Below are 20,278 nucleotides of genomic sequence, written 5' to 3'. Positions count from 1 at the left end.
AATGTGGATTTTGAAACTCAGAATGTGACGGGGGCATCTTGATGGGGAAATGGTATCAGAAAGTAAACATGGACGCAAAAGTCGCTTATTATTTAACGTTGTCAGAAAAAATATTGGAACAATTGGCTTTTGGTGATGATTGGGATGCGGTTATCAGAAGATCAATCAATCTTTGTTGGGAATGGGTTGAGGCGAAGAAGTATGATTCCTATGCCATGTATGATGAACTGGCGGATGAAGACGAGGGTTTTTATGTTCTTTCAACTTTGGAAGGTTTATACCATGATGATTTGCAAGCGGAATCGGTGTATTGGTGTTTGTTCTATGCCGTATCTTATACCTTAAAGCAAGCATTAATATTTGAAAACAAGGAACATCATGGTCCGCAAGAACTCGTACCCGTCAATGACGATTTCACCTATGTTCAGTTTATGGAAGAAATCAAAAAAACGGACGGATACCAAGAAGAGTGGTCCGGGCGTTTAAAAGAGTACCTGCTTAAAAACCACCCGGCAGGAAGTGACAAGAGGATCAGAAGAGAAGAATTGTTGAAGTTGATTGCATAAATATATGATTAAATAGAAGTATAAGTGGAGCCTGCTCTTTTTCACCGGAGCAGGCATTTGGCTTGTTAAAGACGCAAGCGGATTTGGTGAGTGATCATTGGATCGTGTGGAAGGGAGATCTTGAATCAGTTAAATAAAACGCTTAAAGAGGTATCAAAGATGAGTGACTTTTCTTTTTTGAAAAAATATGTCCTTCCATCTGAACGCATTCAAGCACCTCCGGATTTTAAGCATAAATTTTATCCGCTTTTAAAGCGTGAAGTGGAAGAAGCGGAACAAAGGCTCAAGCGAACGTTTCCAAAAGAGTTGAGGGAATTTTATTTACAAATTGGTTATGGTCGTATGTGTATTCATCAAAGGACTTTTAATAACCTGATCATGGATCCCCATTCCATCGCAGATTTGATCTTGGGTGAAGATTACTGGGAAGATTACTATCTGGTGGAAGAAATCGCAGAGGATCCGCATTTGTTTCCGTTTTTTTTTCTTGGGCGATGATTGCTTGATTTTTTTAGATTTGAGCCAAGAAACAAGGGAGGGGGTTCATCCGGTTGACTATGGAGGGATGATCATTGCCGAATCCCTTGAAGACTTTTTACGAAAGCTGGATGCCAAAGAAAATTATTATTTATCCGTTGCTGAAGATCTTTGATTGGATCCTTCTTTTTAGAAAAATGGATTTTCTTCAGCGAATTTGCAAATGGAGGAAAACAATGGATGAATCATCTATACTCCCGATTAAAAAGATTGATGGAAATCACTGAATCCGAAGAATATAACATAAACTCAAGGGAATATCCTTTGCTGGTGAAAAAATGGGAAGCATTGATAGGCGATATCAGGGGGTATTTGGAAAAAACGGCATCCAAGGAGGAAATCGAAGTCATTATTCAATCAGATCCTGAAATTGTGTATATATTGCCGGTTGGTTTGGTGTTTGACTTATTCCACCAAGTATTCAGGCTGGGATCTCTGGACAAAGAGGTAATCATCGCATTTGCCTGTTTCATTTACGCCTATGGCCCGGATTGGGATGAAGAATCGAAGCGAATCAAAGAATACGTAGCTGAAAATAAACTGAAAGAGGCCGTAAACGTTGCCTTATCGGTAAAGAATGATTGAACAGGAACAGGTGATCGAATGAGTAGATGGGAACTAACAATTTTCAAGCCAAGTGGAGGGGAAGAAAAGATTAACAATCCGGATTGGAAACAAATCAAAAGTTACTTGGATCAAGTTGATGGGGACAAGTGGGGAGTGATTACTTTGATACTTTGATACTTTATATTTAACCAACCCGGATATTGGTGATATGACCGTTACGGGGGGAAATGAAATCGATGGCCGCCGATTGTACGCAGTAATATTTTTTCCAGTAGAATTTGAATATCGCAGACAATATTGTTTGGCAAATCCCGAGGTGTGGACGTGAAGTGGTATGAAAAGGTAAATGAAGATGCCAAAGCTGCCTATTTGCTGGCAATGACGGAGAGATTCATGGATCAAATTGAAAAATATGAATGGGTTGCCACCGTGAGGGCAGCGGTGGATGCTTGCTGGGAATGGGTGGAGGAGAAAAAGCATCGGGCAGATGATCTGTATGAGAATGTGGAGAATGAAGATGAAGAAGGATTGATTTTTATTGAAGGGGTGGCATATGAGGGAGATCGAACATATAGTCACCAAGCAAAATTGATTTGGGCATGTGTTTTGGATGCAGTGTGTTATACGTGCTGGCAAGCCTGTCAATATGAAAAAGAAAGAAATCTGCCACAATCTCTTGAAGGTGAAAGTGACAGGACGATTGATGAATTTATGGGAAAAATCCGAAAAGCAGACGGGTATCGAGAAGAATGGTCCGAGCGTTTGCAGCAGTACCTGCTCGAAAATTATCCGGCGGGAAGTAGTAAAAAGATCAAACGAGAAGAATTGTTGCAGTTGATGATATCCAAAAAAATGTGTTGACAGAGGGAAGCATCATGAGCCGATGGAAATTGCAGATTCATACCCCCAAGAAAGGAGGAAAGCGTGCCGTGAGTTGGTACACGCAAATCAGTGAAGAGGCTCGGGTGGCTTATTTACATTGAGTTTAATAGAGAAAATCTTGGAACAAGTAACCAAGGGTACTGCTGATGCCCGAAAAACCGTTGATATGTGCTGGGCATGGGTCGAAGAGAAGAAATATGATGGCGGTGATCTTTACTCTATATTTGTCAATGAAGAAGATGGCGGAGTCTCCATGTTTTATGAAGAAGCAGTGGATGAGGAAAATTCTCAGCAGGCAAGAATATGGTTATGCATCAATTATGCATTGGAGTACACCATCTGGCAGGCGTATAAATTTGAATATGGTCACGATAATTATGTCCCACAACCTATTGAAATCGTTGATGATGGTATGATTGATGAATTTGCCAAAGAAATTGCAAAAGCAGACGGGTATCGAGAAGATTGGGCAGAGCGTTTGCAGCAATACCTGCTCGAAAATTATCCAGCGGGAAGTAGTAAAAAGATCAAACGAGAAGAATTGTTGCAGTTCATTGCATAATCGTCCATGGATGTTGTTGAGAAGCCCGCTCCTTTTTCACCGGAGCGGGCTTTGGCTTGGTTGAAACCTTATTTTTATTCCTTTATATCCTCCAGAATTTCCACATAGCCGTTGGTTCCGTCGACACGGATGTATTGGCCGTCTTTTAAGATTTGGGTTGCGTTTTCCACGCTGACGACCGCGGGGATGCCGTATTCCCGGGCAACGACGGATCCGTGGGTCATCATTCCTCCGACTTCGGTGATGAGCGCTTTGGCGGAATGGAACAAGGGGGTCCAGCCGGGATCGGTATAGGGAGCGACCAGGATCTCTCCTTTATTTAATGTTCCTTCTTCCAACCGGCGGATGACTTTGACATAGCCTTCCACCACCCCGGCTGATGCCGGAATGCCCACCAGAGCGCCCGGCGGGGCATCTTTGTTTTCCACACCTCCATTGAAGGTTTCCCCTTCGCTGGTAATGATCAAGGGAGGCGTGAAATTCCGGTATACTTTTTCCTCTTCTTTGCGGCTGTCGATGCGTTTGATAGCTTGATCCCCGGCCAACTGGTTTTCCAGCAGATGGATCAGTTCGTCAAGCGTGAGGTAAAAGGCATCCTCTTTTTGTTTCAGGACACCTTTTTCACTCAGTTTTTGCGCCTCTTCCAAAATCGCTTCCCGGTACAGCTCAAAATAGCGGATCATAATATATTTGGGCAATTCCCGGATGCCCACCGTGTTCCGGAAGATGGCGATCCACCGGGAGAGTTTCCGGGCTTTCCGGGCTCCGCCGCGTGTTGCTTTGATTTTTTCCAGCAAAGACTGGATGGCTTCATGTGCTTCTTTTTCCCCTTGTTTAAATTTTTCGCGGTGTTCCCCGGGGGCATTGTTTTTCATATGGCTGAGAATGGACGGAATGAGCATGGCGGGCGCTTCTTTGTAGCGGACCCGGGTGATGTCGATTTCACCGGGTGCCCGCATCCCGAACTTTTTCATGAACCGGTCCAGTTCGGCACGGAAAGCTTCACCGCCTTCCACTTGGTTTAACCCTTCATAAAAGTTATGGTCTTCTGCTTGCTCCAGATAGCGGACCACTTCGGGATAACGTCTGGCTGCATCCGCCAGATCCCCGATCATCAGCCCCATTTCGCTGGTGATATTGCCGGGGGGAGACTTTTCGATGGCGTGATCCCAAGCCTCTTCGCCCAGCCATTTTTTGATTTTGCTTTTGATCACCGCCCGGGCGATCACGCCGATATAGGTATAGGCCAACGGATCGGGAATGGTTTTGAACAAGATGTGATCCCGGATCAACCGGATGCGTTCGGCCCCGGCTTGTTTGGACAATTCCTTTTTGAATTGAGCCAGGTCTTGTTCAAAAGTGGAATAAGCCCGCTTCACGATCCGGTTCGGATCCTCAAAAAACCAGGTTCGGATGATTCTGGGAATGACGTTTCCGTAGATACTCATGATTACTTTAATGGGACGCAAAGCTTGTTTCAATGCACCCCGCTTTGGCATGAATCGTTGGAAGTCTTCACTTTGGATCACTTTTTTCAGCACCAGGATGCTGTCATCCACGAGGGTGCTTTGCAGGATCTTCTGCTGCACGGGCTTTAAAAACAAGTAACTGGAACAATCCCAGAAAAGACGTCCCCCTGTTTCCACAAACGGCGTCGTTTCATCATCAAAGGGGATGAGGGACTGGAACATAGAGATCCCGAGCGGTTTCATATAATCGGTCATCATTTGCGAATGGCCGATGGACAGATAAACCCGGTAGTTTTCATTTTTTCCGGCGGCAGGGACGGGATAAAGGGAAGTGACCGGCCGGCTCTGAAGCAGGTAAAGGTTATCGCCTTCCAAACACCATTCTATATCTTGTTCCGAGCCGAAATGTTTTTCCACTTTTTTCCCCAACGCTGCCAAGGCAAGAATTTTTTCATCCGGGAGCACCTGTTTTTGGCGAAGTTCCGGAGAAAGTTCCCGGACTTCGGTACCGCCTTCCGGGAGAGGAAAAACCCCTTTTTCTTTCTTGGCAATTTGTTTTTGGATGATTTCATTGTCCCGCACTTTGTACAAATCGGCGGTTACAATCCCGGAAACCAGTGCTTCCCCCAACCCGAAACCGGCATCGATGGAGACCGTGCGCCGGTGTCCCGTGACCGGGTCAGCGGTGAACAGGATGCCTGAAACGTCCGGAAAGACCATCCGTTGGACGACAATGGCCAAGGAAACGGAGTGATGATCAAAACCGTTTTTGAGGCGGTAGACAATGGCCCGGTCGGTAAAGAGCGAAGCCCAGCATTTTTTGACGGCCTTTAAAAGCGGTTCTTCCCCCTTGACGTTTAAGTAAGTTTCCTGCTGGCCGGCAAAAGAGGCATGGGGCAGGTCTTCAGCCGTTGCGCTGGAGCGGACGGCATAGGCATGCTCGGTTCCCGATTCCGCCCAAGCCCCGATGATTTCAGATTTTATCGCAGCGGGAAATTCCAAGGACTCAAAAAGTTCCCGCACTTTTTGTCCGATAGAACGAATGGTGTCCAACTGATCGGGTTTCAGCTCATTCAAGCGATCCAACCAATCTTTAAGTTCATCCCGTTCATCAATGATCCGGCGGTAAGCGTCGGTGGTGATGCAAAAACCGGGCGGCACCGGAAATCCGGCATTGGCCAATTCTCCCAGATTGGCCCCTTTTCCCCCGGCCATCGGCAAGCTGTGGCGATCCATTTCCTCAAAACGCAAAACATAGTTCAAAGCCATTCACTTCCTTTTAAAAAGATGATTTAACGGGTCTCATGGGATCTTGGAATCACGATGTTACTTAAGGAAATATATTGATGACCACCTTGCCTTATATAATAAGCCGCAAGAAGGAAGACTTCCTGCGGCTTTTTTTGCACCACAAAAGAAACCGTGGCTTCAGCACGATGTCACTCCTCCTCTCAGAACGCTTGCGAGGTTAGCTGACGGATTCGGGTGTTGAGAGTCACCCTACCCGGACAAAACGGCTTGCCCAGGATTCACCCCGGAACAGGTGGTTCCCCCGCTCCCATCATGGGATTCAGCGATTTTTATGAAGAGATTTATTCAGATTGAAATCATCTTACTCCCCGGTAAAAGGGTTGTAAAACGGAATCACAGGCGATTGGTTTTCATTTCCGGCGGTTTGGTCCTTCTCATGCTGTTTTTGTTTTGTTTTCTCACTATCGTGGAGGATTTCGGGAGAAAATGAGTGCACAAGAAAATGAAAGAAAAAGAGGCTGACCAGATAGACAGCCTCATTAAGAAAGAAGTTATAAAGAAGAAGCAGAAGATTTTTCACGGACTGGAGTTTCCTCATGGACAGCAATCCGTTCCACTTTTCCAACCAGAAAGATATAAGATAATGCACCGATTAAAGCCATGGTTCCAATAAAGATCAGTGCTGGTGCGAAATTGCCATCTTTGATTAAGAATCCAATGACCAGAGGGACCACAATGGAAGAAAGGTTACCAATAAAGTTGAAAACACCACCGGTTAACCCAATCAGGTTTTTGGGGGCAAGAGAAGAGACGAGCACCCAGGTGATGGATGCGAGTCCATTTCCAAAGAAAGCGATGGTCATAAAGAAAATGATGAGAGCAGCACTGTTTACATAGTTGGCTCCAATAATGGAAATGGAAAGGAACAGCCCGACAATAATTGGCGTCTTGCGGGCAACCCCCATGGAAATGCCTCGTTTCACCAAATAATCAGACAAGAATCCAGAAATCAATACACCTACAAAAGCTGCTAAAAAGGGAATAGAAGCTAAAAAACCAGATTGAATAAAGCCCAGTCCCCGATATTCGACGAGGTATGTGGGAAACCAAGTCAAGAAGAACCATAAGGTGGAAGTGACTGCAAATTGTCCAAGATAAATCCCCCAAAGCTTGCGATGGGTAAAGACTTCTTTTAAATCACTCCATTGAAATTTCTTTTTATCTTTGTTGGTTAGGTAATCTTTTGTATCGATTAATCCGCCTCCTTCTTTGATATAGTCCAGTTCGTCCTGGTTAACTTTTCGACTATCGGAAGGATTGCGGTAAATCAAATACCAAATGGCAGACCAAATGATCCCGATCAGACCGGTTACAATCAATAATCCTCGCCAACCTAAGAAGTGTTGGATCGTCACAAGCAATGGAGTTAAAAATGCCAAACCAACAAATTGACCCGAGGTGTACATTCCAATGGCCGAAGCTCTTTCACGATCCGGAAACCAACTGGTCACAATTTTGTTATTGGTCGGAAAGGATGGGGCTTCAAATGCCCCAATTGCAAAACGAAGCCCAAATAAAGAAGCAAACCCTCTGGTAAAGCCTTGAAAAAGGGTCGCTAAGGACCAAGTAAACAAAGAAAGACTATAGATGATTCGGGGACCAAGTCGGTCTACCAACCATCCACCTGGAATTTGGAGAGCGGCATACGCCCAACCAAAGGCAGAAAAGATGAGTCCCAATTGGACCGAATTCAATTGCAAATCTTGACTGATCGCCGTGGCGGCCACGGAGATATTGCTTCGATCCATATAGTTGATGACAACGTTTACAAAAATGAGTGCCAAAATGGCGTAACGTACCCGTGTCGGTTTGTTTCGATTTTTCCGTTGATTCATGTCTGGTCTTGCTCCTTTCTCCTTTCGTTTTACCATTCGGCAATGCTACCATCTCGATGTCGCCAGACGGGATTGCGCCAGTTGTGTTCGATCTTTGCCATTTTTCTGACGTGTTCTTCATCAATCTCGATACCAAGTCCGGGATCGTTTGGAATCTGAACATATCCGTCTTTATATGCAAAAACCTGTTTGTCAACAAGGTAATCAAGCAAATCACTACCTTGGTTATAATGAATGCCTAAGCTTTGTTCTTGGATAAAGGCGTTATAGCAGGTCGCATCTACATGCAAGCAAGCTGCCAAAGCAATGGGGCCCAATGGACAGTGAGGGGCAGCGGCTACATCAAATGCTTCAGCCATGGAAATAATTTTTTTGCATTCGGTGATTCCCCCGGCATGAGAAAGGTCTGGTTGGATAATGTCTACATAACCATCAATTAAAAGATTTTTAAAATGCCAGCGCGAGAACATTCGCTCACCCGTAGCAATCGGGATATGGGTAGACTGTGCAATTTCTTTTAATGCTTCATTATTTTCTGGCAATACGGGTTCTTCGATAAACATGGGACGATACGGTTCGAGCTCTTTGGCTAAAATTTTGGCCATCGGCTTATGGACGCGACCATGAAAATCAATGCCAATACCGACGGATGGGCCAACAGCTTCTCGAACTGCAGCGATCCTTTCGACGGCTTGGTCAATCTTTTCATAAGAATCAATGATTTGCAGTTCCTCAGTACCATTCATTTTGACAGCGGTAAAACCGGATTCGACCGCTTTTTTGGCTGCATCTGCTACATTGGATGGACGATCGCCACCAATCCAAGAATAAATACGGATAGAATCCCGGCAAGCGCCACCTAGCAATTGATAAACGGGAATGCCAAAATATTTCCCTTTCAGATCCCACAGGGCTTGATCAATGCCAGCAATGGCACTCATTAATATTGGTCCCCCTCGGTAAAAACCAGAGCGGTACATAAGGTTCCAATGGTCTTCAATCCGAAGAGGGTCTTGTCCAATTAAATACTCCATTAGTTCTTTAACGGCAGTTTTGACGGTTTCTGCCCGGCCTTCAATCACTGGTTCTCCCCAACCGATGAGTCCCTCATCGGTTTCTACTTTTAAAAACAGCCAGCGGGGTGGAACTTGAAACAATTTATAACCTGTTATTTTCATTAAACTTCGCTCCTTTATCTATGAATATGGTTTACAGCTGAGACAAATTGTTTTGCCTTGGACGTGATCGCTTTTAGTGATTCCTCATTAATTTCCTGTCTGGGATTGACGAGCGAACTCCGAATGCCACAACCGACGGCGCCTGCTTCGATAAATTGAGCGATGTTATCTAGATCAATTCCGCCTGTAGGAAGGAGAGGAATCTGAGGAAGGGGACCACGCAGGTCCTTGATATATCGAGGTCCCAACGTAGCTGGGAAAACCTTGATAATATCTCCACCATATTCATAAGCCCGAAGGATTTCCGTTGGTGTCAAAGCACCAGGAATGCTAATTATCCCATATCGTTTGGTCATTTTAATGGTTTCCTCATCAGTTGTGGGAGATAAAATGAATTTGGCACCAGCCAGGATCGCAGCACGAGCGGTTTCTGCATCCAAGACCGTACCCGCTCCAATCACAACTTGGTCACCAAAGGTGTCTGTAGCCGCTTCCAAAACAGATAACACTTTGGGGGAGTTCATCGTGATTTCGACGACATGAATCCCGCCATCCCTTAGCGCATGGATGATTTGAATGACATCGGAGGGATGAGCCCCGCGGATGATCGCGACAATTTTGTTCTCAACAATGCGAGCGTAAGTGTTCACTCCATCAGCTCCTTCCTTTATTTAGCGTTCAATATCTTCTTGGTCCACGGATTTTAAAAACGCTTCCAATGTTTCGCGATCTGGAAGCCCTTCGATATCTCCAGGAACAGTAGTCACCATGGCTCCAATGGCGCAACCTCTTTCAACCGACTGGGAAATAGAGAGTCCATCCAACAAGCCTGAGAGCACACCCGCTGCGAAACCATCTCCGGCCCCAACGGGATCGATCACTTTTTTCACTGGAAAACTGTGAATAAATCCCGATTGATTGTGAAGGGAATAGTAGGCGCCTTTTTCTCCACATTTTATGATCACGATTTCATTTCCGAGTTGATGGAAAACATCGGCCATTTCTTTGATATCTGTGGTTTCCGTTAGAAATATTCCTTCCTGATAACCGGGGAGGACCAGATCTGCCATTTCTGCCATCGATAAAAGCGTTTTTCTTGCTTCCTTCTTACTCCAAAGCTTAAGACGCAAATTAGGATCAAAAACAATTTTCACGCCATGTTTTTTTGCCACGTCCATGCTATAGAATATCGCTTTCCGACAGGATTCACTTAATGCAGGGGTGATCCCGGTAAGATAGAGGAAACGTGCGCTGGCGATGTAGTCTTCGTCAATTTGCTCATGATGGATGCGGCTAGCTGCTGAATGCTTCCGGTAATAGGTGATACGAACATCTTTTTCATTTCGAATTTCTTTAAAAAAGATGCCCGTCAAAGCTTGATCATCCACAGTGACACGACTTGTATCGACACCTTCTCCGCGAATTGAATGGAGTAGAAAGGCGCCAAATTCATCTTTTCCAACCCGACTGATCCAACCCGTCTTGTGCCCTAGCTTGGCTAACCCGATCAATGTATTGGTTTCAGCTCCAGCCATTTTTAATGAAAAATTTCGGGCGTATCTCATAGGCCCTCGTTGATCGGGAGTAAACAGTGCCATTGTTTCTCCAATACTGACAACATCCATTCAAAAGCCTCCAATTATTTGTGAAGTGCATGGGAATATCCAATGTTTTTTGAAATGATCAATGCAGTTTGTGAAAGTTTCTCTATGATTTGTTCTTTACGGTGAAGCATTCGCTCTCTCGGCCCTGCAACACTGATAGCTGCTTGTATCTTGTGGTCAACGCCAAAGATAGGAGCAGCCAGGCAGAACAAGCCTTCTTCATTCTCCTCATCATCCACGGCGTATCCTTGTTCTGCAAAGGTTTCGAGTTGTGTTTCCAATGTTTCCCTGTCTGTGATCGTCTTGGGTGTGATCGGAGTCAGTTTGATTTCGTCCAACAATGCTTTTCGATCTGGTTCTGGCAAAAATGCTAAGAAAGTTTTGCCTAAACCCGTGCAATATAAAGGTTTCCGATAACCTGGTTGCGCGGTGGTACGAATCGAACGATCACTGTCAATTTTGGCAACATAGACCAGTTCTTTCCCAGAGAGGACGGCCATAAAAACCGTTTCTTCCACTTCTTCCATCAATTTTTTAAGATACGGCCTTCCCTGTGATGAGATATCCAACGAATCCATAGCAACGGTTCCAATTTGGATCAGCTTGGGGCCTAATTGATAACGTTTGAGCGAATCTTGAGTGAGGTACCCTGCCTGAAGAAGAGTACGAACCAAATTGGAAGTGCTACTTTGTGGGATGGTGAGTTTCTCACTAATCTCTTTAATGGTCAGGCCTTCAGTGTTATTTGCCAGTAGCTCAAAAATGAGTAACACTCGTTCTGCAGATTTAACAGACATTTTCCACCTCACTAAATCACATATGTGATTTAATATTCCATATATGATATTTATAATCAGATCTTATCATAAGGCATCAAAATAAAAAACCCTGTTTATTCAAAAAACAGGGTGTGACAAGATCAAGGTTGTTTATATGGTTGTTCTTTGGAATATTTTTTCTTTGTGGCCTTAGATCAAGAGGGATATTTGCTGTTTTTTCTTATAACTAACAGTTGATGTTTAACCTTTTTTCTTTTTGATGGATCTTTTGGATTAACTTCTCGTTATAATCTTTGCCATCGATCCCATTATGTACGCGTCGATGGCAGTTTGGACAAATGGCTGCGACATGTTCGGGATGGTCATATCCACCATCGGATAAGCGTCTTAAATGATGAACCTCAAGAAAGGGCTCATTCTTTTTATTGATAAAAGGAGCCGGTTGGCCGCATGCTTCGCATTTCCCTTTCGATCTGGCGAGTGCGTATTTTTTGACCGCGAGTGTTCTTTTTCGGTAAATCACTTTCCCCTCAGAGATGGTGCTACTTTGTGTTTTTATTTGCTGATCAAGTGCTATCTTTTTTAAGGTATGAAGGTCGTTGGTTTTGAAATCTTCGGATTCTATCGGGGTTTCATCCCATTGATTGACGAGATCCGAAATTGCGAGGTGAAAAACAATAATCTCACGTTGGCCATCGTTTTCAAAATGATGTCCGATGTAAGTTAACTGATTGACAAACGCGACGACTCCTTTTCGAACATACTGGAATAAATAAAGGTCTTTGCCGTTTTCATTATGTTCTCGAATGGCTTTATTACCTTTCGTAAATTGCATCGGACCTTTTTGTCCTTCGCCTGTATAATAAAAAACACCGTCTTCCCAATAATCTTTATAGCCGTAGTTTTGTCCAGACTCTCCTGTGAAAAGCATGATAAATGGGTAATTTTTTGGAGTAGAAATGCCTCCATAACGTTGTCCACCATAGAGTTCGTGAAGTTTTCTGCGCTGGTATTCTTTTCCGATGATAAACATAGATGAGGAAACCTCCTAATATTATCTAAAAATATATATTCGGACGAATAAATATTTTTTATTAATTATAAATTAAATTATACAATTCGATTTATTAGAACGAATGATTGCCCAAAAATAAAACCCCCGTCTGTACAAGACGGAGGCTTTCCAATATATCTGTCGGGTTCTTTTTTAGGATTGTCCCAGCTCGTAAAATTGTTTATATTCAACTTGTCATTTTTCGTTCAAAGGAGCTTGATGGTTTTGTTAAAATCAGATGTCCGTCTGAGTAAGTTTCTGAGCAAAGTTTTACGTCATAAGCCGGAGATGGTCGGTCTTGAGTTGGATCAAAATGGATGGGTGGATGTGGAGCAGCTTTTGATGGCATGCCGCAACCATGGGGTTCCGATGGATCGGACGGTGTTGGAGCGGATTGTGGCGACGAATGAGAAGCGGCGTTTTGCTTTGAGTGAAGACGGACAAAAGATCCGGGCGAATCAAGGGCATTCCATCGTGGTGGATTTAAATCTCAAGCCGGTGCAACCGCCCGAACGGTTGTATCATGGAACGGCGGAACGTTTTCTTCATTCCATCCGTCAAAAGGGGCTGGTGAAAGGAAAACGGCATCATGTGCATTTGTCCGGGGATCCGGATACAGCCCGTAAGGTGGGAAGCAGACACGGAAAACCTGTCATTTTGGTTGTTCTGGCAAAGGAGATGCATGAGGAAGGATATGTCTTTTTTCGTTCTGCCAATGGGGTTTGGTTGACAGATCATGTTCCGGTCCGCTATTTAAAGGAAAGGAAATAAACGATTTGCGGTCATTGTTTTCAGCATTTAGTTATTCAATGATTTCTCCTGCCACGTTTCCTGCGTGATGGCATAGATGTGATGGTCTTCCCAGACACCGTTGATTTGTAAATAGTATTTGGAGAGACCGACATAAAGAAAGCCCACTTTTTCGACCACCCGGATGGAAGCGGTGTTTCGCGGCATGATCGCGGCTTCAACGCGATGTAACCCGGCTTGGTTGAAAGCAAAGTCCAATGCCAAGTTGACGGCTTCTGTCGTATATCCTTTTCTTTGCATCGAGTGATCCATAAAATAACCGATGGAGGCATTTTGCCAAGCTCCACGAACAATATGGCTTAAATTGACCTGGCCGATCAATTGATCCGTGGAGGCCAGGAAGATACCGAAACTGTATCCCAAATCGTTTTTCCACTTCCAAAGGTTTTTTTCGATTTTTTCTTTTTGACCTTCCAACGTGTGATACGCGTCGGGCCGGATGGGTTCAAACGGCTGGAAATATTTCAGATTGCGGGTTCTCAATTCATACAACGCTTCGGCATCAGAAAGTTCTAACTTTCCGATATAAATTCGATTGGTTGAAAGCATAATTTTTGCTCCTTTATTGAAAAATGATGAATTGACAAACTGTTTCTTTATTTTAGTGCAAAACCTCCGTCTGAACAAGACGGAGGTCTGTTATTTAACGCAGATGGTTTGCAAACTGCTTTTTCGTCGAGATTTCCATTTCTCCATCCTTTTTATCCGCATCTTCTTCCTCTTCATCTCTAAAGTCATCATCCACACGCATTTCTGCACGAATGGTTGCAAGATCAGAGGCAATATTCAGTTGGCTTCGGTTCAGGTTGAAAATGACTTGTTCCATTTTTTCTTTGGGAATTTGCTTTTGCAATTCAGATTCAATGGTTTGGATCAACCGGTTCATGACGGTGTTGAAAAAGGAGCGGATGGTTTGATCACTGTGGGTTCGGTGATCGTACCATTTGGTGAAACCATAAGCCCCCGCCAAATCTTCCATGGTTTTTTGCTTGAAGCTGCGCCCTTTATAAGCAATATATTGGAGCAGTTGGTAAGCCAAGGACAATTCGTCTTTTTTGCTTAATGTGGTGTTAAATAATCGGGTTTTGTGGAACGCGGCTGTTTCAATTAACTCTTCGATGTCAAAGGAACGACTGGAAGTGCAGTGCTTTTGGATGATTTTTTGAATGGACGCAGAGGATTGGATGACGTTGAACAGTTCTTTTGCATCGTTTTGCCAGTGTTTTTTGGAGGTGGAAAGCAATTTGGAGGCAGTTTCGACGAATTGTTCATAAGTTTTTTCCACTGCTTCATTCGGAGAGGTTCTGGCTTTTGGATAGATAGTGCAGGATTGACATTCGGACTGAATGGGGCATTGCGCACAGCGAAAGGGCAAAGGTTTTGAGTTTTTGTGCAGGCCGCCTTCCACTTGATGAACAATCTCATTGACTCCACTTAATAAAGTGTTCATTTTTTTTCGTCAGCTTTTTTTCTTTTTTCCAAAGAATTGTTTTGGTTTCGTTTTGATATTTAATTTGGCCGATGATGTGATCTGTGAAAAAATGTGAATGGAAGATTTTCATTTGGGCGGCCAATTCAATGAGATCACTTTTTTTGCTGTACCGGAGATAGCCGGGGATTTTATCATTGGAACGATCCAAGTGGATATAAAATTTGTTTCCTTCATAAGTCACCTCCAGTTTGGTACCAAGGGGAGGTTTTGATGAAAAATCATAGAGAACCAATGAAGGGTTGATTTTTAATTCTTTCAAAAGCAGCCGGTATGGATCCAATTGTTTCTCCAGGATGCGGACCGTCCACTGTTTCCAGTTCTTATGGAGCCACCAGAGCACCCCGATTACTAATCCGGTCAGAAAGATATATAACACATACGATTTGAGGACCAACATAGCCAGGAGTAAGGAACCTAGGAAAATGATTGGCTCATTTGGTCTTTTCTTTTTGGTGTGACGTTTACGCTTTTTCGTCTTTGCTCTTTTCTTGGCGTAAAAGAGGTCCTTTTTTAGCTTTTGATAATGCTCATAACGCTTTTTTCGTTTTTCATATCGCCTTCGTTGAGCAGATATATCAATATTCCATTGATATTCATTATCCGTCTTTCGTTTGAACCAGTATTCCGGACAATACAAATAATCCTTTAATTCTTTGGTATTGATTTTCCCCATGTTCATCACTCTTTCTATGTATTTGTGATCGTTTGAATTACATCACTGGCGGTGCTGATGGCTGCAAGCAAAGTGGAACCCAATTGAAGCTCTGGATGGATGTTTTCAATTTTTTCCCGGAAGCGTGTCAGTTTGCTCTTGGAGACTTCATCGTTTTTCATTTCTTCCAAGAGGTCCTCCGTCGTGGCACTCAGTTTTACCAATTCTTTGTCAGGGTTGGGCACGTTTACCAATGCTTCGTGCAACTTTTGAAGAGCGATCCATAATTTTTCCATGAGGTCTTCTTGGGATGATTGGGAATAAGAGGCGTGAATGGTTGCCTGATCACTGGCAATATTGACTTGGCTTTTGGAGCTGTTAAAAGTGGCGTTGCCTTGGATTTTCATTGGACTTCCCCCTTCTTTTTGATTCCCGTAAGCCATAAAACGATTATATTATGAAAATATAATATATACAAAAATTTTCATCAAAATTCGATTGCTATGATTCTTGATCCAAAAGGATTTAACCATTTTTTCTCCGTATTCTTCAAATTCTTGCGGGGAATGACATCGATCCGGTATCTTTTTGGTTTATTAATTTTTATGTGAGGATTTGAAACAGTGACAAATCGGATGTTGTGAAATATTTATGTGGTTGCAAAGTGGCAACAAGCTTATAAACGATGAAATCCGGCTTTTTTCGCTAAAGAGAAGGAATTTAATTTTATCAAATTCATTTTGATTTTGACTGATTTGTAAAGAAAAGAGGGTTTTTTACAAAAAGCGTTGGATAATTTTTAAATGTTTATGTTTTATTATATTAAAACAAAATTTTTGTCGATGTGAGAGGAGGAGAAAGATGCGAAAACACTTTCTGCTTTTACTGACAGTCCTGATGCTTTCCGGAGTTTTCCTGATTCCGGCAGAAGAACAAGCTCAAGAATCTCAGGATGTGGAAGCGTTAAGAAAAGAAGTGGAAAGCCTTCGCTCTAAGTCGAAAAGCTGAAAACCAAAAATGATGAGTACAACTTTTTAAAAGAGCAGATCAAGGAATTTAAAAAATCAGCAGATAAGGACATGGACGATTACCGTGCGTTTGTAGAAAGAGAATGGGATAAGGTTTTTATGTTTTTATCTCTTATGGGAGGAGTTTTAAGCTTTGCTATTGGTACTGAAATTTATACATTTCCCAAAAATTTACGTCAGAAAATGGAACAAGCTTTTGCAGAATTAAAGGAAACTGCTATTAAAAAATTTGAGAAGCAACGATTAGAAATAGAAACAGAACTCAATAAGAAATGGAATCAATTTGTGCAAGAAAATAAATTAAACCAAAGAGTGGATGATTTAGAGCGGTTAATACAAAACGAACGGCGATATAAAGAAGTGAAGGTGATGGTGCTCGGCTCAGAGGAAGACTTGAAAAATATGAAAAAATATCTGGATCCTGCGATGACTAAACGTGGGGTAAGGAAACCTGAATATATTTCATTAGGGGAAAATCCAGAACAAATTCCTAAAGGGGAAATTAAAAATAGATTGAGAGATATTGATATACTTGTTTTCTATTACAACAATGAAAATCAAAGTGATGATTTAAGAATCAGAGAAGTAACTCAATTACTTACTAAAGAGAAATCGGATATTCCGATTATTGTTTATACTGATGATCCGAAAAAAAAGATTTCAAATGATGATATAAAATCACTTAACAAATATGGATGGTTTACCCCTTCCAACTCCTCAGTGACCTTATTAGGCCATATCTTTACATATATCCATGCACTCCCTGAAAAAAAGGAGGGCTGAGCACATGAAGCATCCCAGGATTACAGCCAGGTTTCGTGTGATGACTCCATTAAAGGAGAGCTTCGGTATTGGTACCGGGCTGCCAATCCGCATTATAAGAAAAAGGTGAAACCACTCGGGATCACTCAAGAAGAGTATCTGTTTGGCGGTGCCAATGGAAAAGCCGGACAATCGGCTTTTTTGATGCGGTTTATAGAAAAAACCAAGGGAAAAGGAAACTCAGATTTTTATAAGGATAAAAGTTTTGAAATCGAATTTCTTTTACGACCTCATTTAAAACAAGGTAAAAAACCGGATCCAGATTGGCGGGGACTTCTGGCCAGCATTTGGCTGCTCGGCCATTTTGGAGGTGTGGGAGCAAAAGTCCGTCGCGGATACGGGACGATTGCTTTGGAAAAATGTGAAGCGAAAAATTGTGAAAAGCTTCAATCCATGATCGATAATGATTTCCCGATTTTACATAACGCCAAATCACTTGAAGATTGGGAAGAGAATTTAACAAGATGCTGGAATAATTTCGTGGTGAACCATGATCCGAACGATGAACAAAGCCATACCATCCTGGATCATCATTCTTCACTATTTGTATCAGTTGTCAATGACAAATGTGCCGATAAAGTATGGGAGACCGCACTGGGGGTTCCCTATTTTCCGGGTTCTTCGGTCAAAGGAGTTGTCCGGACTTGGGCGGAGTTTTATGAGGAGAATGATCCAAAAGATATTCAACAGATCTTTGGGAGTGACCGGACTGATTCGGAACAAAACGAAAATAACCGCCAAGCAGGAAGTGTCATCTTTTTTGATGCCATTCCGGCAACTCCAATCCGGTTGGTGGGAGATGTGATGACCCCACACTTTTCAAAATACTACACGGATCCGGGAAATATTTCTCCGAGAGAATGGGAGAACCCCATTCCCATTCCTTTTTTGGCCGTGGACGAAAATCAGCCATTTCTCTTTGCGGTTGCTCCCCGTGAGGAAAAAAACATAAAAGATGTGGACAAAGTGGTTCATTGGTTGAAAGAAGCGATGAGTTGGACCGGGGCCGGGGCCAAGACGGCTGTGGGTTACGGTCGTTTTGAAGAAATCTGATAAAAAATTGCCGGTTGAAGTGTTTCAACCGGCAATTTTTTTTTGAACAGATGTTAAAAAAGGCTCCGGCAGTCGTCCGGCACTTGAAAAGGGTTTTCTTTATTGATGCGATCATAAAACATGATTCCGTTCAGGTGATCGATCTCATGTTGAATGACAATGGAAGCATAACCTTTCAATTTCAAGGTGACTTCTTTGCCCTCTAAATTAAACGCTTTGACCTTGACCCATTCGTAACGGGGGACAAAGCCCTTTACTTCCCGGTCGACGGAGAGGCAGCCTTCCCCTTGCGGCAAATACACCATCATAATGGAATGGCTGATGATCTTTGGATTGACGAGGGCATATTCGTGTTCCGTCCCTTCCTCATCCGCGAAGTAAGCCGTAAACATGCGTTTGTTCAAGCCGATTTGATTGGCGGACAAGCCGACACCTGCCCGCAGTTGATACTTTTTGGACAACACGGGGTCTTGGCTGTTTTTCAAGAAGTTCATCATACAGATTAACGTTTCCTGATCCTGTTTGGACAAAGGTACGTTCACTTCCCGGGTCCGTTTGCGCAAAATCGGATGGCCTTCCCTTACAATGTCTTTCATGGTAATGGTATAACCTGTGTGAAATTTACTCATAGATAAATAACTCATCCACCTTTACCTTTAAAACTTTGGATAATTTGAAAGCCAATTCCAGCGTGGGGTCGTATTTATCGTTTTCGATGCAATTGATTGTTTGTCTCGCCACTCCGCAAGCTTTGGCAAGTTGCTCTTGAGTGAGCCCCAGCTTTTTGCGGATTTCTTTGATTTTGTTTTTCAACCGTATCACCCGTGTCAAAAGAATTGGACATTTACAGTTTAACAATTCATCACAGGATGTCAATAACTTTGGACATTTTCGGTTTTATATTTCTGGCAAATGATATGATCAGAGATCATAAAGCTAATCCTTATTCGTATCTGGCATGATATAATTTAAGTGGTCTATTTTTTGCTCAAGGGCAGGTGGCATCATGACGATTTATTTTTACCGGGTAAATGAACCTTATGGCTGTTTTTCCAATTTTTCTCCGCACGGCTTCAGGTTGGATGGGAAATGGTGGCCGACAAGTGAACATTATTTTCAGGCGCAAAAATTTGCCGGGACGCCTTATGAAGAAAAAGTCCGGTTGGCCAAAAGCCCGATGGAAGCGGCCAATACCGGACGGGATCGAAGGTTGCCTTTGCGGGATGATTGGGAAGAAGTAAAAGATGACATCATGCGGAAAGCCGTTCTCAAAAAGTTTCAAACCCACAAGGAGATCCGGGAAATCTTGTTGTCCACCGGAGATGAACGGATTGTTGAAAAGACACCGGTGGATCGTTATTGGGGATGTGGCCCCGACGGAAAAGGAAAAAACCGGTTGGGGGAAATTTTGATGGAAGTCCGGGGAATCCTGCGCGGGGAAAAGGAAAGCGGAAACGAATGTTAAACAGGCAGGCCCGGGAACGAAAAATTTGTATAATGGAAAGAAGCCTGAAGAGAGGAGGAACAACAGTGGCTCAATGGGGATATTTTTTGAATTTTATTTATTATCTCGGCGTTTCCATTCCGCTTGTGCTTTTGGGTTATTTGTTGTTTTTGTGGTCAACGCCTTATCGTGAAATCGGGTTGATCCGCGCCGGAGCGGATACGGAGGATGACACCAAAGTGCGGGCGGCTAAAGCGGCGGCCCATGATTTGGGCGGAAAAGTGTTGGGGTTGGTCATTGTGGTGGCTTCTGCCATTTTTAATTCCGTGAACTTGGTGGATCTGATCATCTGGGGAGTCGTGGGGATTTTGTTTCATTTGGCGATCTTTTTCCTGTTCCACTGGTTTGCGCCGTTTAGTGTGTTGAAGGAAATCCCCAAAGGCAATGTGGCCGTGGCGATTTTCTCATCCAGACTCCATATTGCAGCCGGAATTTTGATGGCCGCACTGATCAGTTATTAAACCGGAGGATCTCCTGATACATAGCAGAGCCGTTTTGTCGCAAAGATGAAATGGCTCTTTTTTTGGGCAGATAGCGGGAGTCCGGAAAGACACGGGGACCGGCAAATATGCA

The 20,278-nt window shown here is 43.3% G+C and carries 25 protein-coding genes and 1 riboswitch; of the genes, 12 read left to right on the top strand and 13 right to left on the bottom strand.

Annotation, left to right across the window (positions count from 1 at the left end; genetic code table 11):
• Positions 1-41: 41 nt before the first annotated feature.
• From I8U23_RS09325 to I8U23_RS09300, 6 genes are all read left to right on the top strand, one after another.
• Positions 42-566: an Imm6 family immunity protein gene (locus tag I8U23_RS09325; protein ID WP_198050950.1), complete on the top strand. Its 525-nt coding sequence runs from the start codon at positions 42-44 to the stop codon at positions 564-566.
• A gap of 159 nt (positions 567-725) precedes the next feature.
• The gene (locus I8U23_RS09320) at positions 726-1,064 is read left to right on the top strand and encodes an SMI1/KNR4 family protein (RefSeq protein WP_198050949.1); all 339 of its coding nucleotides are present in this window, start codon (positions 726-728) and stop codon (positions 1,062-1,064) included.
• 4 nt (positions 1,065-1,068) lie between these two features.
• Positions 1,069-1,218: a hypothetical protein gene (locus tag I8U23_RS09315; protein WP_198050948.1), complete on the top strand. Its 150-nt coding sequence runs from the start codon at positions 1,069-1,071 to the stop codon at positions 1,216-1,218.
• A 65-nt stretch (positions 1,219-1,283) separates the two neighbouring features.
• Positions 1,284-1,688, top strand: coding sequence for a hypothetical protein (locus tag I8U23_RS09310; protein ID WP_198050947.1), 405 nt, complete (start codon positions 1,284-1,286; stop codon positions 1,686-1,688).
• Between the two features lie 306 nt (positions 1,689-1,994).
• Positions 1,995-2,531, top strand: a complete 537-nt coding sequence (locus tag I8U23_RS09305; RefSeq protein ID WP_198050946.1) for an Imm6 family immunity protein — start codon at positions 1,995-1,997, stop codon at positions 2,529-2,531.
• A gap of 118 nt (positions 2,532-2,649) precedes the next feature.
• Positions 2,650-3,114 carry an Imm6 family immunity protein gene (locus I8U23_RS09300; protein WP_198050945.1) on the top strand — a complete coding sequence of 155 codons (465 nt, stop codon included), beginning with the start codon at positions 2,650-2,652 and terminating at the stop codon, positions 3,112-3,114.
• 74 nt (positions 3,115-3,188) lie between these two features.
• Here the strand turns inward: I8U23_RS09300 and I8U23_RS09295 are convergent, their stop codons facing one another.
• From I8U23_RS09295 to I8U23_RS09265, 7 genes are all read right to left on the bottom strand, one after another.
• Positions 3,189-5,852: a phosphoenolpyruvate synthase gene (locus tag I8U23_RS09295; protein WP_198050944.1), complete on the bottom strand. Its 2,664-nt coding sequence runs from the start codon at positions 5,850-5,852 to the stop codon at positions 3,189-3,191.
• Between the two features lie 174 nt (positions 5,853-6,026).
• Positions 6,027-6,169: riboswitch (cyclic di-AMP (ydaO/yuaA leader) on the bottom strand.
• A 216-nt stretch (positions 6,170-6,385) separates the two neighbouring features.
• A complete protein-coding gene (locus tag I8U23_RS09290) occupies positions 6,386-7,729 on the bottom strand; it encodes an MFS transporter (RefSeq protein WP_198050943.1) in 1,344 nt (447 codons plus the stop codon).
• Positions 7,730-7,758: 29 nt separating this feature from the next.
• Positions 7,759-8,907 (bottom strand): galactonate dehydratase, encoded by a 1,149-nt coding sequence (dgoD, locus tag I8U23_RS09285; RefSeq protein WP_198050942.1) that lies wholly within the window; start codon positions 8,905-8,907, stop codon positions 7,759-7,761.
• A 14-nt stretch (positions 8,908-8,921) separates the two neighbouring features.
• Positions 8,922-9,557 carry a bifunctional 4-hydroxy-2-oxoglutarate aldolase/2-dehydro-3-deoxy-phosphogluconate aldolase gene (locus I8U23_RS09280; protein ID WP_198050941.1) on the bottom strand — a complete coding sequence of 212 codons (636 nt, stop codon included), beginning with the start codon at positions 9,555-9,557 and terminating at the stop codon, positions 8,922-8,924.
• 21 nt (positions 9,558-9,578) lie between these two features.
• Positions 9,579-10,532, bottom strand: a complete 954-nt coding sequence (locus tag I8U23_RS09275) for a sugar kinase (RefSeq protein WP_049719839.1) — start codon at positions 10,530-10,532, stop codon at positions 9,579-9,581.
• 14 nt (positions 10,533-10,546) lie between these two features.
• The gene (locus I8U23_RS09270; protein WP_049719840.1) at positions 10,547-11,308 is read right to left on the bottom strand and encodes an IclR family transcriptional regulator; all 762 of its coding nucleotides are present in this window, start codon (positions 11,306-11,308) and stop codon (positions 10,547-10,549) included.
• 208 nt (positions 11,309-11,516) lie between these two features.
• Positions 11,517-12,323, bottom strand: coding sequence for an HNH endonuclease (locus tag I8U23_RS09265; protein WP_062842915.1), 807 nt, complete (start codon positions 12,321-12,323; stop codon positions 11,517-11,519).
• Positions 12,324-12,569: 246 nt separating this feature from the next.
• Between I8U23_RS09265 and I8U23_RS09260 the strand changes: the two genes are divergently transcribed.
• Entirely contained in the window at positions 12,570-13,115 is a 546-nt protein-coding gene (locus I8U23_RS09260) for an RNA 2'-phosphotransferase (RefSeq protein ID WP_370526932.1), read from the top strand.
• A 27-nt stretch (positions 13,116-13,142) separates the two neighbouring features.
• On the opposite strand, the gene I8U23_RS09255 is transcribed toward I8U23_RS09260, so the two are convergent.
• From I8U23_RS09255 to I8U23_RS09240, 4 genes are all read right to left on the bottom strand, one after another.
• Entirely contained in the window at positions 13,143-13,703 is a 561-nt protein-coding gene (locus I8U23_RS09255) for a GNAT family N-acetyltransferase (protein WP_131470835.1), read from the bottom strand.
• Between the two features lie 94 nt (positions 13,704-13,797).
• Entirely contained in the window at positions 13,798-14,604 is an 807-nt protein-coding gene (locus I8U23_RS09250; protein WP_198050940.1) for a hypothetical protein, read from the bottom strand.
• Positions 14,576-14,986 (bottom strand): hypothetical protein, encoded by a 411-nt coding sequence (locus I8U23_RS09245; protein ID WP_198050939.1) that lies wholly within the window; start codon positions 14,984-14,986, stop codon positions 14,576-14,578. The genes I8U23_RS09250 and I8U23_RS09245 overlap by 29 nt, the downstream gene beginning before the upstream one ends.
• Before the next feature lie 347 nt (positions 14,987-15,333).
• Positions 15,334-15,705: a hypothetical protein gene (locus tag I8U23_RS09240; RefSeq protein ID WP_037993692.1), complete on the bottom strand. Its 372-nt coding sequence runs from the start codon at positions 15,703-15,705 to the stop codon at positions 15,334-15,336.
• A 454-nt stretch (positions 15,706-16,159) separates the two neighbouring features.
• Between I8U23_RS09240 and I8U23_RS09235 the strand changes: the two genes are divergently transcribed.
• From I8U23_RS09235 to cmr6, 3 genes are all read left to right on the top strand, one after another.
• On the top strand, positions 16,160-16,306 hold the full coding sequence (locus tag I8U23_RS09235; RefSeq protein WP_198050938.1) for a hypothetical protein: 147 nt from the start codon (positions 16,160-16,162) through the stop codon (positions 16,304-16,306).
• Between the two features lie 71 nt (positions 16,307-16,377).
• Complete coding sequence (locus I8U23_RS09230) at positions 16,378-17,109, top strand: hypothetical protein (protein WP_049719844.1); 732 nt, start codon at positions 16,378-16,380, stop codon at positions 17,107-17,109.
• A gap of 48 nt (positions 17,110-17,157) precedes the next feature.
• Positions 17,158-18,201, top strand: a complete 1,044-nt coding sequence (gene cmr6 / locus I8U23_RS13745) for a type III-B CRISPR module RAMP protein Cmr6 (protein WP_370526944.1) — start codon at positions 17,158-17,160, stop codon at positions 18,199-18,201.
• Positions 18,202-18,254: 53 nt separating this feature from the next.
• Here cmr6 and def read toward each other — a convergent pair whose 3' ends face one another.
• Positions 18,255-18,830 (bottom strand): peptide deformylase, encoded by a 576-nt coding sequence (gene def / locus I8U23_RS09220; protein ID WP_049719846.1) that lies wholly within the window; start codon positions 18,828-18,830, stop codon positions 18,255-18,257.
• Entirely contained in the window at positions 18,823-19,014 is a 192-nt protein-coding gene (locus I8U23_RS09215; RefSeq protein WP_037993685.1) for a helix-turn-helix transcriptional regulator, read from the bottom strand. The genes def and I8U23_RS09215 overlap by 8 nt, the downstream gene beginning before the upstream one ends.
• A 190-nt stretch (positions 19,015-19,204) precedes the next feature.
• Between I8U23_RS09215 and I8U23_RS09210 the strand changes: the two genes are divergently transcribed.
• Together I8U23_RS09210 and I8U23_RS09205 are read left to right on the top strand one after the other, a co-directional pair.
• Positions 19,205-19,666 (top strand): riboflavin biosynthesis intermediates N-glycosidase, encoded by a 462-nt coding sequence (locus I8U23_RS09210; protein ID WP_276319285.1) that lies wholly within the window; start codon positions 19,205-19,207, stop codon positions 19,664-19,666.
• Positions 19,667-19,731: 65 nt separating this feature from the next.
• Positions 19,732-20,166, top strand: a complete 435-nt coding sequence (locus I8U23_RS09205; protein ID WP_049719848.1) for a DUF350 domain-containing protein — start codon at positions 19,732-19,734, stop codon at positions 20,164-20,166.
• Positions 20,167-20,278: the final 112 nt, after the last annotated feature.

It is taken from the genome of Thermoactinomyces sp. CICC 10735, assembly GCF_016055175.1.
Classification (GTDB): Bacteria; Bacillota; Bacilli; order Thermoactinomycetales; family Thermoactinomycetaceae; genus Thermoactinomyces; species Thermoactinomyces vulgaris.
Note: the sequence above shows the minus strand (reverse complement) of the source record. Positions and strands in the feature narration are given on the sequence as shown.

Bases quoted from the DNA above. Each gene is read 5' to 3' on its own strand.
- I8U23_RS09235 (WP_198050938.1), top strand. From the start codon at position 16,160: ATGCGAAAACACTTTCTGCTTTTACTGACAGTCCTGATGCTTTCCGGA.
- dgoD (WP_198050942.1), bottom strand. From the start codon at position 8,907: ATGAAAATAACAGGTTATAAATTGTTTCAAGTTCCACCCCGCTGGCTG.
- I8U23_RS09240 (WP_037993692.1), bottom strand. From the start codon at position 15,705: ATGAAAATCCAAGGCAACGCCACTTTTAACAGCTCCAAAAGCCAAGTC.
- def (WP_049719846.1), bottom strand. From the start codon at position 18,830: ATGAGTAAATTTCACACAGGTTATACCATTACCATGAAAGACATTGTA.
- I8U23_RS09320 (WP_198050949.1), top strand. From the start codon at position 726: ATGAGTGACTTTTCTTTTTTGAAAAAATATGTCCTTCCATCTGAACGC.
- I8U23_RS09230 (WP_049719844.1), top strand. From the start codon at position 16,378: ATGGACGATTACCGTGCGTTTGTAGAAAGAGAATGGGATAAGGTTTTT.
- I8U23_RS09295 (WP_198050944.1), bottom strand. From the start codon at position 5,852: ATGGCTTTGAACTATGTTTTGCGTTTTGAGGAAATGGATCGCCACAGC.
- I8U23_RS09290 (WP_198050943.1), bottom strand. From the start codon at position 7,729: ATGAATCAACGGAAAAATCGAAACAAACCGACACGGGTACGTTACGCC.
- I8U23_RS09250 (WP_198050940.1), bottom strand. From the start codon at position 14,604: ATGAACACTTTATTAAGTGGAGTCAATGAGATTGTTCATCAAGTGGAA.
- I8U23_RS09265 (WP_062842915.1), bottom strand. From the start codon at position 12,323: ATGTTTATCATCGGAAAAGAATACCAGCGCAGAAAACTTCACGAACTC.
- I8U23_RS09270 (WP_049719840.1), bottom strand. From the start codon at position 11,308: ATGTCTGTTAAATCTGCAGAACGAGTGTTACTCATTTTTGAGCTACTG.
- I8U23_RS09255 (WP_131470835.1), bottom strand. From the start codon at position 13,703: ATGCTTTCAACCAATCGAATTTATATCGGAAAGTTAGAACTTTCTGAT.
- I8U23_RS09275 (WP_049719839.1), bottom strand. From the start codon at position 10,532: ATGGATGTTGTCAGTATTGGAGAAACAATGGCACTGTTTACTCCCGAT.
- I8U23_RS09310 (WP_198050947.1), top strand. From the start codon at position 1,284: ATGAATCATCTATACTCCCGATTAAAAAGATTGATGGAAATCACTGAA.
- I8U23_RS09325 (WP_198050950.1), top strand. From the start codon at position 42: ATGGGGAAATGGTATCAGAAAGTAAACATGGACGCAAAAGTCGCTTAT.